This window comes from Streptococcus sp. CL6.35 (assembly GCF_049737915.1).
Classification (GTDB): Bacteria; Bacillota; Bacilli; order Lactobacillales; family Streptococcaceae; genus Streptococcus.
Genome location: NZ_JBKOTU010000007.1, coordinates 80,247 through 93,505 on the forward strand (window position 1 = coordinate 80,247; position 13,259 = coordinate 93,505).

General features: G+C 42.5%; 12 protein-coding genes. 2 read left to right on the top strand and 10 right to left on the bottom strand.

The genetic code is table 11. The features are described from left to right. Positions 1–310: 310 nt before the first annotated feature. Both ACLNCP_RS08920 and ACLNCP_RS08925 read left to right on the top strand, forming a co-directional pair. Entirely contained in the window at positions 311–1,279 is a 969-nt protein-coding gene (locus ACLNCP_RS08920; protein ID WP_237447273.1) for an Abi family protein, read from the top strand. 159 nt (positions 1,280–1,438) lie between these two features. Continuing rightward, the gene (locus ACLNCP_RS08925; RefSeq protein WP_237447272.1) at positions 1,439–2,602 is read left to right on the top strand and encodes a tyrosine-type recombinase/integrase; all 1,164 of its coding nucleotides are present in this window, start codon (positions 1,439–1,441) and stop codon (positions 2,600–2,602) included. A 156-nt stretch (positions 2,603–2,758) separates the two neighbouring features. Here ACLNCP_RS08925 and rpsD read toward each other — a convergent pair whose 3' ends face one another. The 10 genes from rpsD to ACLNCP_RS08975 all read right to left on the bottom strand — a co-directional run bounded on the left by rpsD (position 2,759) and on the right by ACLNCP_RS08975 (position 13,093). Continuing rightward, positions 2,759–3,370 (bottom strand): 30S ribosomal protein S4, encoded by a 612-nt coding sequence (rpsD, locus tag ACLNCP_RS08930; RefSeq protein WP_000092756.1) that lies wholly within the window; start codon positions 3,368–3,370, stop codon positions 2,759–2,761. Between the two features lie 194 nt (positions 3,371–3,564). Beyond that, positions 3,565–4,617: a sensor histidine kinase gene (locus ACLNCP_RS08935; protein WP_424844333.1), complete on the bottom strand. Its 1,053-nt coding sequence runs from the start codon at positions 4,615–4,617 to the stop codon at positions 3,565–3,567. After that, positions 4,614–5,312 (bottom strand): response regulator transcription factor, encoded by a 699-nt coding sequence (locus ACLNCP_RS08940; protein WP_033687498.1) that lies wholly within the window; start codon positions 5,310–5,312, stop codon positions 4,614–4,616. The genes ACLNCP_RS08935 and ACLNCP_RS08940 overlap by 4 nt, the downstream gene beginning before the upstream one ends. Positions 5,313–5,435: 123 nt before the next feature. Then, positions 5,436–7,220, bottom strand: a complete 1,785-nt coding sequence (locus ACLNCP_RS08945) for an SSURE domain-containing protein (RefSeq protein ID WP_424844334.1) — start codon at positions 7,218–7,220, stop codon at positions 5,436–5,438. Between the two features lie 115 nt (positions 7,221–7,335). Then, entirely contained in the window at positions 7,336–8,352 is a 1,017-nt protein-coding gene (locus tag ACLNCP_RS08950; RefSeq protein ID WP_084950517.1) for a glycosyltransferase family 2 protein, read from the bottom strand. 155 nt (positions 8,353–8,507) lie between these two features. Next, on the bottom strand, positions 8,508–9,173 hold the full coding sequence (locus ACLNCP_RS08955; protein ID WP_049544547.1) for a potassium channel family protein: 666 nt from the start codon (positions 9,171–9,173) through the stop codon (positions 8,508–8,510). A 13-nt stretch (positions 9,174–9,186) separates the two neighbouring features. Further along, positions 9,187–10,566, bottom strand: a complete 1,380-nt coding sequence (locus ACLNCP_RS08960; protein WP_049502305.1) for a TrkH family potassium uptake protein — start codon at positions 10,564–10,566, stop codon at positions 9,187–9,189. Positions 10,567–10,599: 33 nt separating this feature from the next. Further along, on the bottom strand, positions 10,600–11,364 hold the full coding sequence (locus ACLNCP_RS08965; protein ID WP_049502306.1) for a nucleoside phosphorylase: 765 nt from the start codon (positions 11,362–11,364) through the stop codon (positions 10,600–10,602). A 218-nt stretch (positions 11,365–11,582) separates the two neighbouring features. Continuing rightward, positions 11,583–12,140, bottom strand: coding sequence for a sugar O-acetyltransferase (locus ACLNCP_RS08970; RefSeq protein ID WP_424844335.1), 558 nt, complete (start codon positions 12,138–12,140; stop codon positions 11,583–11,585). A gap of 95 nt (positions 12,141–12,235) precedes the next feature. Then, the gene (locus tag ACLNCP_RS08975) at positions 12,236–13,093 is read right to left on the bottom strand and encodes a VOC family protein (protein WP_424844336.1); all 858 of its coding nucleotides are present in this window, start codon (positions 13,091–13,093) and stop codon (positions 12,236–12,238) included. Positions 13,094–13,259 lie beyond the last annotated feature (166 nt).

The window sequence follows — 13,259 nt, forward strand, 5'->3', positions numbered from 1 at the left end:
CCATAGCAACCATTTTTTCATGGCCTATTGTGCAAAAACAGGGGAAATTGAAGAATAGAAAGCCGATTTTACAGACTAAAGTGCAAAAAACGGCAAATTTGACAAATAGAAAGGAGAATCACTGGACTACGAAGTAAAACGGAAGGGACAGTTTTAGGACGAAAAAAAAGCGAACTTGTTCGCTAATTTGTTGACATATGGCTCCAAATGGATTATAATTTATTTAATCTTAATGAATGGTTGCAGTAGCGACCTACCGAAAGGAGCTTCTAACGAAGCTCCTTTTGTGCATTATTTTGAGGTACAATCAATGAAACCTTTTACCAATATCGATGAACAAATTGAACTACTAAAATCAAGAAATCTAACATTTCTAAATGAAAGCTTAGCAAGACAAGCTCTAACTAATTATGGATATTATGAAATAATCAACGGGTATAAGTATTTCACTATTGAATTAGACTCTGAAAAGGAAATCTATAAAAATGGTGAAACGTTTGAACATATGCTCGCCCTCTATGAACTTGATAAAGATATCCGCAAAGGAATTTTAGAGGCAACTATGGAAATTGAATTGTCACTACGGACGGCAATCGGTTACGTTGTCGCTAAAGATATCGGAGTTGAAAAAGAGAAATACCTGGATAGAAAAAATTATAATCAAGGTAAAAAGAATAGAAGAGGATATGAGATTGATCAGCTAATTCTTAAATTAAATAAAATTTACGATGATAACTCTGAACCTTATAAACACTATAGAGAAACTCACGGACACATCCCACCATGGATTCTTTTAAAAGGTACTACTCTAGGAAACTTGGTAACAATGTGTAAGCTACTAAAACCTGCTCAAAAAGAGCAAGTCATTGCAACCTGCCTAACAATTCCTAAAGAATTTATAACCGAGGAGGTAAAAGCAACCTTTTCAGAAATTTTATACCTAGTTTTGGCATTTAGAAACCGTGCTGCCCATAGCGGTAGACTGTTTAATTATCATTCTGAGAAATATTCAATCAGCTACAGAGAATTTTTCCACAAACGTATGAATATATCTGAAGCCGGCTATAGAAAAGGGGCTGGAAAAAACGATTTATACACCCTTTTCAACTCTCTTACATGGTTTAAGAATGAGGATGCAACATTTCATGCCGAATTTGCTTTATTCTATTCTCTCAAGGAACATCTTAAAAAGTTCCCTGATGACGATGTTATGTTTACGATAGAATCAGGTATGCCATTAGAGTATATAAAGGACAAAATAGCTAAGTATTCTGAATAGAACCATCTACTAAGTAGATATCAGCCCCATATCCGCCTTGTTTCATGCTCTGGCATTATTGCTTAAAATCGAAAATAAGGGGTTATCGTAGCCCCTCGCATGGTATAAACTCAAAATCTTTTCTAATTGCTTGCCTGCTGATGGAAAAGGAGTAAAACCATGAAGATTACAGAATACAAAAAGAAAAACGGGACTATCGTATACCGAGCAAGCGTGTATCTTGGAGTTGATAAACTTACAGGGAAAAAGGCTAGAACTACGGTAACTGCCAAAACAAAAACAGGCGTTAAAATCAAAGCTAGAGAGGCCATTAATGCTTTTGCAAACAATGGATATAGTGTTAAGGAAAAACCAACCATTACTACTTATAAGGAACTAGTAGCTCTATGGTGGGAGAGTTATAAGAATACAATCAAACCAAACTCCCAGCAATCCATGGAGGGGATCGTAAGGCTCCATATTTTGCCCGTATTCGGCGATTACAAGCTAGACAAGCTTACTACTCCTGTTATTCAGCAACAGGTCAACAAGTGGGCTGACAAGGCCAATAAAGGTGAAAAAGGGGCATATGCAAACTATAGCTTCCTAAACAATATAAACCGTCGTATTCTCCAGTATGGAGTTACAATGCAAGCGATCCAGCATAACCCAGCTAGGGATGTCATTATCCCACGTAAGCAACAAAACAAGGAGCATAAGGTAAAGTTTTTCAGCAATCAGGAACTTAAACAGTTTCTAGACTACCTGGATAACCTAGACTTATCTAGCTATGAAAATCTCTTTGACTACGTGCTTTATAAAACATTGCTGGCTAGTGGTTGCCGTATCGGTGAGGCTTTGGCTCTTGAGTGGTCTGATATTGACCTTAAAAAAGGTATTATCAGCATTTCTAAGACTCTGAATAGATACCTAGAAACAAATACACCTAAGTCTAAAGCTGGTCTAAGAGAAATTGATATTGATAAAGCTACAGTTTCCCTGCTCAAGCAATATAAAAAACGTCAACAAGTCCAGTCATGGCAATTAGGACGGTCTGAGGGAATTGTCTTTACTCCTTTTACCACAAAATACGCCTACGCTTGCTTACTAAGAAAGAGACTACAAAGTCACTTCAAAGGCGCTGGTGTTCCTGATATCAGTTTCCACGGTTTCCGACACACTCACGCTACAATCATGCTATATGCTGGCATAGAGGCCAAAGACTTGCAATACAGATTAGGTCACTCTAATATCTCTATGACTTTAAACACTTATGTCCATGCTACCAAAGAGGGAGCAAAAAAAGCCGTCTCAATCTTTGAATCGGCTATTAGCAATTTATAAAAAATAAGGGTGTCCCATTTTGGGGCTACCCTCTTACTATACCTAAAATTGGTTAAGGGTAACTAAAAGGGTAGTAAAAACAAAAAAAGCACTAAGGGAAAGCGCCCCAAAGTGCTTAATATCAAGGCTCTAAAGCCTATCTTGTTTAATAAAATATTACAACATTTTGTTGTAGAATTCAACGACAAGTGCTTCGTTGATTTCTGGGTTGATTTCGTCGCGTTCTGGCAAGCGAGTTAATGAACCTTCCAATTTTTCAGCATCGAATGATACGAACGCTGGACGTCCAAGAGTAGCTTCTACTGCTTCAAGGATAGCTGGAACTTTCAATGATTTTTCACGAACTGAGATCACTTGACCTGGAGTTACGCGGTATGATGGGATATCAACGCGTTTTCCGTCAACAAGGATGTGACCGTGGTTTACGAATTGACGAGCTTGACGACGAGTAGTCGCAAGACCAAGACGGTAAACAACGTTATCCAAACGACGTTCCAAAAGAAGCATGAAGTTGAAACCTAGGATTCCGCCTTTGATTTTTGTAGCTTGTACGAACAAGTTACGGAATTGTTTTTCACCTACACCGTAAGTAAAGCGAAGTTTTTGTTTTTCAGCCAATTGCAAACCGTATTCTGACAATTTAGAACGGTTGTTTGGTCCGTGTTGTCCTGGTACGTAGTTACGACGTGCCAATTCTTTACCTGTACCTGTAAGTGAAAGGCCAAGGCGACGAGCTTGTTTCCATGATGGTCCTGTATAACGTGACATGTGAATGTCCTCCTGATATAAATAATATTTCGGTGGAAATAGTCACTTAGAAAGCCCTGATTCGTGCAGATGCCCTTCGCCTAAACAGCCAAGGTTACTTATCATAAGACACCTGTTGACGAGCTTCATGCTTTCCTGCTGATATTTCGCACAAAATCCATTCTACCATGAATGGCTGAATTTGTAAAGGGGTTTTAAGCTTTATTTTCATTGCCAGAAAGGTTTAGAACGAGGGTAAAGGTGCTTCCTAGACCGTACTGGCTGCTGACTGTAATTTCTCCACCCAATTGATGGGCCAATTCACGCGCAATAGCAAGTCCTAAGCCATGACCACCTGTTTTCATGTTACGCGAAGTTTCTACACGATAAAGGCGTTTGAAAATATTCTCCAAATCCTCTGGGGCAATCCCCTGTCCCTCATCAGTCACACTGATTGAAAGCTGGTTATTTTCCAGCTTAGCCACCACTTCCAGCTTGGTTCCTGGAGCTGAGTATTTAAAAGCGTTATTGACCAGATTCACCAAGATACGAGAAAGTTTAGCATAATCTCCTTCAATCCGAGCAGACTCTGGGATTACCTGCAAGTGGACATCTCGCTCCTCCTGCTCAATCAAAAATTGAAATTCACTCATGCACTCAATCAAGAGCTGGTCCAGAAAAATGCTGTCTTTGCTGGTCGTTTCTACCTGATTTCTAACTGTGTTTAGGGTCAAAAAATTCAACTCCTCAACCAGTTTATTGAGTCTTTCCGTCTGACGCCCAATGGTTGCTAGATAATGGTCCTGTTCTCCTTCCTTGATAACCCCATCCAAAATCCCTTCTACCGTCGCTTGGATCGAAGTGATGGGGGTCTTGATATCATGCGATAGCTGGGCAATCATCAAGCCCTTTTCTCGCTCGCTTTCTTCCAAGGAATCAAAGGTGGCCTGCAAATCATGGGACATTTCATTGAAAGCTTGTCCTAATTGCTGAAATTCTAAAGGTCCTTGAACCTCCAGATTTGAAGGAAAATCCTTGTCCGCTACCCGCTTGGCATGTTCCTTAAGTTTGCCCAATGAAGTAAAGACAGGCGATAGGAGAAAGAGACTAATCCCAGCACCGATAAAACTAGCCACGAGAGTCATACCCACTAGGAAATAAATTTCTCTTTCTTCAATTAGCATTCGCTGGATGGCCCAAAAAACCACGATAATCGTTAGGAGTGTTGAAATGACATACCCCACTAAAATGTAACTTTTTAATTTCATTGACTACCTCGTGCTTTCTCAATTTTATAGCCCAAGCCCCAGACGGTTTTGATGGTCGGTGTTTCTGCACTAGCATATTTAGCCAACTCCTGTCGAAGAGCATGAATATGAACATTCAAGGTATTAGTGTCATCCACATAGTCTTCCTGCCAGACCTTTTCATAGAGGTCTGTCTTAGAGAAAACCCGCTCTGGATTGCTGGCTAAAAGCCATAGAAGTTCGAAGGATTTGACGGTCAAATCAAGCGCCACATCTCCGACTTGGACCTCATGACTACCGTGATTCATCCGTAAATTCCCGAGACTGACGACCTCTGTCTCACCTCCACGATGAAGGCGACGCAAGATATTGTGGACACGCAAAACCAGCTCACGAGGACTAAAGGGCTTGGCAATAAAGTCATCTGCCCCTAAGCTCAAGCCGTAAATCTTGTCCTGCTCACTGGTCTTAGCCGTGATAAAGAGAAAAGGCTGATCCGGAGATTGATACTGAACTTCGCTAATCAAATCATAACCATCCATCCGAGGCATCATGATATCTGTAATAATCAAATCAATTGGTTTTCTCTTGAAGATTTCTAAGGCCTCTACTCCATCATGGGCCACCAAAACCTGATATCCTGCCTGAACCAGATAACGTTGATGAATATCTGTGATTTCTACCTCGTCGTCAACGAGTAAAATTGTCTTTCCCATCTGTCTCTCCTTTGAAAAAAACAGTGCTATACCACAATAGTATAACACTATTTTAATCTCTTTACGAACATTCTAAACGATATCTGGATTTTTCAAATCCTAGATAGAAAGTCTGTAGCTAGACTAGTCATTTTCTTCTTTTTTAGCTTTCAAACCGAGTCCACCTAGAAGTCCGGCCAAGGCTAATCCAAAGAATCCAAGAGTAGCCATTGATGTTTGGGCTTCACCAGTATATGGAAGCATGTCTTTTTGGTCTTTCATTTGATCAGCCGTCATTGGAGTTGACACCTTGTTATTAGATGCCATCTTGCCTTCATCAGGCATTTTACTTGAAGTTACCATAGGCTGACTAGCATTCATGGTTTTGTCCTGCTCTTTGTTAGGCATCATCTTATCCTGACTAGCAGCTGGCATTTTAGATTTCATATCATCTTGACTGGCACTAGGCATTTGAGCTTTCATATTAGATGCATCTTGATGACTATCCATCATTGGAGCCGGCATAGCTGAACTATTAGAAGATGGGACGAAACCTGACTGCATCGGAATCAGAGACTGATGTCCATTCAAATTTACTGTCAAATCCTTAGTCGCTACAAGATTTGTCAAATCGGCCTTGCCGTCTTTAGCACCGTACACTTTGATAGTTGCCTTGTAGCTGTGAGTGCCGTTTTGTTTCAAGAGGTCAAGAAGTTCTTTATCTGATTTACCTTGAGTACCGGCCAAATCTACTTCATAGAAGTAGAGGCCCTTGCCCAATTTTTCTACTGGTGGGAGAGCGGGATTTTTAGCTGAACCGTTGTCTGACCATGGAGCCTTGTCGGATGCTTTCAAGATAAGGCGTGTCAACATACCGTCACCAGCGAAGAACTCGTATGGAATAACTTGGTTGACACCGGCTGTGAATGGGCCTGGGAAGTTGGCTTTATCAAGGTAAGTGGCTGGGACGTCTACTGTGTCTTTAGTATTGTCAGCCACGCCTTTTTGTACTTCGGCTGGAGTGGTTAAACCATTCAAGTTGACATCCAAATCCTTAGTCGCTACGAGGTTGCTTAAATCGACCTTACCATCTTTAGCACCGTATACCTTGATAGTGGCTTTATAACTTTGTGTACCATTTTGTTTCAAGAGGTCAAGAAGATCTTTATCTGATTTGCCTTGAGTTCCTGCCAAGTCTACTTCATAGAAGTAGAGGCCTTTGCCCAAGTTTTCTACTGGTGGGAGAGCGGGGTTTTTAGCTGAACCGTTGTCTGACCATGGAGCCTTGTCTGATGCTTTCAAGATAAGGCGAGTCAACATACCGTCACCAGCGAAGAATTCGTATGGAATGACTTGGTTGACACCAGCTGTGAATGGACCAGGAAAATTGGCTTTGTCCAAGTAAGTAGCTGGGACATCCACTGTGTCTTTGGTGTTGTCAGCCACCCCTTTTTGAACTTCGGCTGGGGTTGTTGCTGGCTGAGCTTCACTTGATTCACGGTCTTGTCCAGCAACTGTAGCTGCAGGATTTGTCACAGGTTTAAGCGCATCTTCTGTTTCTTTCTTAGATTCTGGTTTTGCTTGCACTTCTTCTTTTGGCGCTACCACTTGGTCTTTATCAGCAACATTCACTTTTTCTGGAGAGCTTGTAGTATCCAAGCTTGCTTTAGGTGCTGAGTCTGCCTGTTCTGAAGGAAGAGCTGTATCGACTGCTTCTTTGAGAAGTTCTGCTGGTAAGTCGCTCTTTTCACTCACCGAAGCAGCGTCTGGCACGACTTGAGCAGGGGTTGGATTGACTACATCGGCACGCACTGAACTTGGTTGCCCAACTAGAACAAAGAAGCCACTAGCCACAACAACTGAGGCAACACCGACACTAAGACGGCGAATAGACCAACGAGTATATCTTTGATTTGGATTGAATTTCATAGGATTCTCCTTAGAGTTTTTCTTTATTTGATGACTCTAGTATAATCTCCTAAAATTAAAAAGGATTAAGAAAAAGTTAAAATTTTTCTTAAATCCCTCTTATAAAATACTTATATTAATTAAATCCATAAACAGATTTGGTGATTTGATAGACGACATTGGAAAGTTTGCGAGCTGGCAAGACGGAGTGTTTGGTCAAACGACTCAACATGGTCTTGCGAATAGTCTGAAAGACCTCTGGATTTTCCTGCTGAATATAGGTCCACAGCTCCCGTTTTTTGGCCAGATGCTCTGCTGTTCCAGCTCGGTTAAGCAAAGCACTGGAAATAACCGTCGTAATCTCAATGTGATTCAGCAGATACTCTCGCATTTTGGGGTGGCTTACTTTAGATAAATCAAGCTGGTCTACCAAGAGTCGATTGACCTTGAGTTGCTGGTCAATGCGCTTAATCATCACTTGCTCATTGACTGACTGGTCCTCACGCCCAATCAAATAACGATAGAAATCGACAGGCAGATAGTACATGGTCTTGACCTGCTGAAGGGGGGTAAAGACAAAGAGATTATCGACATAAAAGGTATGCTCAGGCAATTGGAACTGGCTCGTTCGCAACAAATCTGTCCGGTAAATCAGCGAGTGCATCATGATATACTGGCCTTTTGAGAAATTTCCAATCTGATCCCAGCCAAAAATCTTCTGGACAGGCAAGACTGACTCGTAACTCATACTCTTCTTACGAGACTGACCTTCCTTTTCATATACAAAATTAGTCACAAAGGCATCAACTTCCTGCCCCTCACTCTCTAGTTCCTGCAAGGTTTCGAGAATTTTCAGGTAAGCACGGGGATCCACCCAGTCATCACTGTCAACTACTTTAAAATAACGCCCAGAAGCCTCCGCCAAGCCACGATTGACCGCACCGCCATGGCCCTTATTTTCCTGATAGATGGCTCTAACGATGTTAGGATACTTGCTGACTAAACGCTCAGCGATTTCCTGAGTCTGGTCCTGAGACCCATCATTGATAATCAAAATCTCAACTTGCTCACCACCAATCACTAGCGACTCCACACAGTAATGAAGATAGGCTGCGGCATTATAGCTAGGAATGGCGATAGACAATAACTTCATAATCTACTCCTTTAGGGGACTGATTTTTTCTTTCTCTCTTGTCACTTCTTTCTATTCTACCATAAAGTCCAGCTTCTGAAGGACTTTTACTAGAATACAAGGGTTGCTATCTCTATTTGCTATTTTGAGCATCAAAAAAGAGGGGATTCCCCTCCTTACGAATTTAATTCTACCAAGTCATCTAGATACTGGTTATTTATTACTGCCAAGATATAGGCATCTGCCCTCAAGAGATCATTAGGGCCAAACTGGACATCCAAGGGTGAATTTTCTTGTTCACGAAATCCTAGGACATTGAGGTTGTATTTGCCACGTAGATCTAGCTGGCTCAGGCTTTGACCTGCCCAGACACTCGGAATTTTCATCTCCACGATAGACACATTTTTATCCAGCTGAAAGACATCAACATTGTTATGAAAGAGAATGGTCTGCGCTAGAGACTGCCCCATTTCATACTCAGGTGAAATCACCGAGTCAGCACCGATTTTTTCTAGCACCTTCTTAGCTGTCTGGCTTTTGACCTTGGCAATAACCCTTGGTACCCCTAGACTCTTACAATGCATAACTGCAAGCACACTCGATTCCAGATTTTCCCCTGTTGCCACTACAACCGTATCACAGGTATCAATTCCTGCAGTTCTGAGGAGTTCCTCGTCTGTAATATCGCCCACAACTCCACGCGCCAAAACTGGCTCAAATTGATTGATACGCTCGGCGTGGTCGTCAATAGCAATGATATTCATATCTTGCTTGGCAAGGGCCATCAGGACACTACTCCCGAAAATCCCCAAGCCTAAAATTCCAATCGTACGATCTGACATCATTCTTCCTTTCTTATCCAATACTAATATCTGCTTTCATATACTGAATCAAATCTTTCTTATCAGGCTGGTAATCCGCTAGACTAACCAGCAAGGTCAAGGGACCGATACGGCCAATAAACATGAGCACCATGACAATGCTGAGAGCTAGCTTGCCCAATTCTGGTGTCAGATTTGCCGTTACCCCAACTGTCGCAAGAGCTGAAATGGTCTCAAACATAAGGTAGATAAATCGCGGTGTTCCTTCTGCCGTAATTCCCAACAACACCAAGCCCAACAAGAAGGTCATCAAAAAGATAATGAAGACACTAAAGGATTTTTGAACTGTTCGAGCCTCAATAGTTCTCTGCGCAACATTGGCATGAGGTAAACCCAGCAATTCACTACGCGCAAAGACCAACAAGACAAAGAAAGTCGTAATCTTGAGTCCCCCAGCCGTCCCTCCAGGCGCTCCACCCAGAAACATCTGTAGGATATAGATAAACAAGGTCACAGGCCGAGCTTGAGTGTAATCAATAGAAGCAAAGCCAGCTGTTCTCATGCTGACGGTTTGGAAAAAGCTAACCAGCACTTTCTCTGGAACACTGAGATTGCCAATTGTTCCTGGATTGTGCCACTCCGTAAAGAGTGTGGATACTGTCCCAAACAGCAAGATCCCTGCAGTCAAGAAGAGAACCAGCTTAGTGTGGAAACGCAGACGGCGTTTTTTCTTCTTGTCAAACTGGGTTGCCAAGTCAAACCAGACCATAAAGCCAAGACCACCCGTGATAATCAAGCCAGCAATGACCAGATTGATCAAGGGATCCGTCTGAAAAGCCACTAAACTGCTACTGCCGAAATTATCAAAACCAGCATTACAAAAGGCTGAAATGGCTAAAAAGATAGAGGTAAAAATGCCTCGTCCCCAGCCGAACTCAGGAATAAAACGGAAACTTAGTAGAAAGGCACCCAAGCCCTCCACTAGAAAAGTCGTCAAAAAGATAGATCGCATAAAGGCCTTCAGCGACCGAGTCTCCCCGTAACTAAAGCTTTCCTGAATAGTTTCACGACTGCGAAGACTGAGCTTTTGCTTCCCCTGAATATAAAAGACCCCGATAAAAGTCATGAGCCCCAGACCACCAATCTGTATCAAGAGCATACAAATCAACTGCCCCCAGACATTATAGGTAGTAGCTACCGGTTGCGTAGAAAGGCCGGTTACACAGACCATAGACACCGTCGTAAAAAGATGGTCAAAATAAGTGGCCTGCGAACCACTCGCTTGGACAAAAGGCAAACTCAAAAGGAGAGAGCCTATAAAAATAACTCCAGCGAAACTTAAAAAGATGCGACGAGCTGGCGAAAGTCCGCCCAAGGCTCTCTCAATTTTTTTCACAAATAATTTGAATAACATACATCCATTGTACCATAAAAAGTAGGAGAGTAGCTATATCTGAAAGGCTATCTCAAGGCAGAGTTCCAAGGCCTTCTCGAAAGCTTCTGAACCCCAGTCACGACTATCGTACTGGTCCAAGTCTGCTAAGGAATCAGCTGTAAACAACAACTCTCCCCAGAGAACCCCACGCAGTTGGGCTACTGCTGCAAGCGCAGAACACTCCATCTCCACAACAGCACAGCCTTCTTCCTTGCGATAAGCCACCTTTTCAGCCGTTTCTCGGTAAAAACCGTCTGTCGTCCAGGTCATGACTTCTTCATAGGGAATCCCTTTGGCTTCCAACACTCGCTCAATAGCAGCAGTAGCCTCTGGCTGAATTTCCATATAGCGAGAAGGTGCCACATAGTGATAGCTAGCACCTTCGTCTCGTAAAGCCCGAACAGGGACTAGAAAGGCATTTTCTTCTATATCAGCCAGTACACCACAGGTTCCAGTGGAAATAATCTGCTCCACACCATATCCAATCAACCAATCCATAAACTGGGCTGCTGGAGCTGAACCAACAGGAGCCTGAGCCAGACAGACCTCCTTGCCCTTGTAGCTCATGACGTAGACTGGATAGGTCTTGGTGGCAGAAAGGAATTCGCCGACACAGTCCGCCCCTACTTCCCTCGCATAACGGTCAATCTCCTCTTCTAAAAAAGCATAGACACACTTCTTTGGCAAGTGCAAGTCTAGCCCCTCGTGATTGGGCATGATAACCGCACGAGGATTATCATCAAACTCTAAAATAGGAATCGCATGTTTCTGAATCATGACCCACCTCCTCTAATTTTGTACTATTGTATCAAAAGCTGACTGAGTGTCAAGGAGGAGGCTGATAAATTGAGGAGAAAAAAGCATCCCAGTTACGAGATGCTTTTAAATTAATCAATGAAGCAAACTTTCTAAGAGATAGAGTAGGTAAATGTAGTCTGAGTAAAAGATGATGAAACCTACAAAAAAGAAACAACCTCCGCTGTTCCTTTTTACTTCTATTTCACAGATATTTCCTTAATCACGCGCGCAGGATTGCCAGCTAAAACAACATTGTCGCCAAAGGACTTTGTAATCACGGCCCCTGCTCCTGCAACGACACTATTTCCCAGTGTCACTCCAGGAAGGACAATGACGCCACCACCAGCCCAGAAATTATCTCCGATTGTGATAGGCTTTCCGTACTCGATACCTGAATTTCGTTCCTGCGGGTCCAGTGGATGGAGGGGAGTCAAAAACTGACAGTTGGGACCAATCATAGCATTGTCCCCGATGCGAATCGGACAAACATCCAGCATGGTCAAGTTCCAATTAGAATAAAAATTTTCCCCTAGATGGATATTGACTCCATAATCGACCACCAGGCGTGGATTGACATAAAGATTTTGTCCGGTTGACCCAAACCAAGCCTTGATGATTTCGACTCCCTTCAAGGGATCTTCTTCCTTGTTAAAGGCAGCCTGTTTTTGGCGAGAAGCTTGAGCTAAGGCTCTCAGTTCTGGGTCTGATGGACGGTAAAACTCGCCTGCTATCATTTTCTGGTATTCGCTAGTCATAGTATTTTTCTCCTTATTCCCTACTATCATATCAAATTTTCTACATATCTGACTAGAATAAGGAGCACTTCCTACAATTGATACTCTGATTGTCATCATATCCTGTCTAAACGGATACGAGTCACAATTCCATCTGGGTCTGTGATTTCCAACTGGCTCGATGTCAGCCACTTGATTGGTGCGTCAACTTCTTGTGTTCGTTGCGCAATCGTTAGCAGTTCTTCCTTACTCGCAACCTCAATGACATAATAGGCTAAGCCTGGCAAGCCTTGCTTACGCGAAGCCAGATCTTTTCCTCCCCATTCGTTGACTGCCAAATGATGATGATAGTCCCCAGCTGCAATCCAACTAGCACTAGGCACACTGAATTTATCCTCTAACCCTAACACATTTTGATAAAACTGGCTGGACTTTCGACTATCCTTGACGGAAAGATGAATATGCCCCATTCTCGTACCTTCTGCTAGGATAAAGGGCTCTACTCTTTCCCCCAACTCATAAATGTCCTGCGCCGCAAGGGCCTCTGTCACTCCGATAATGCGTCCATCTTCTCGAATATCCCACGTGGAAACTGGCTTATCTCGATAGAGTTCAATGCCATTTCCCTCCAAATCCTCCAAATAAAGAGCCTCACTGTAACCATGGTCTGCGCCGCCGACAAGAGGAATCTGTAAATCTGTCAGGTGTTTCAAGGCATCAGCCAAAGCCTTTCGTGTCGGCAAGAGAATGGCCAGATGGTAAAGGCCATAATGTTCCCTTACTTCACCGCTCTCTTGTGTTTGAATCAAGTGTACCAAGGCTTTTCCTCCAAGTCCCAGAACGACCTCTGTCTCAGTTTGAGATAAGATTTCTAAACCAAGCACTTGCTGATAAAAGGCTGTTTGACTTGCCAAATCCTTTACATTTAAAACTGCCTCTGCTAAATAAATGTGACTCTTGTATTCATAGGTCATAAATGGTCCTCTTTCTCGGTTGTAATTATTTTTATTACATCTATTATATAATTCCCATCAAGAAAGTCAAGCCAGACAACTTATAGATTATGATTCTGCCATCTTGTCTATATGGGATTAGAACGAGAAAAATTTACAGAGAATTGACAATAAAACCACCGAAAAT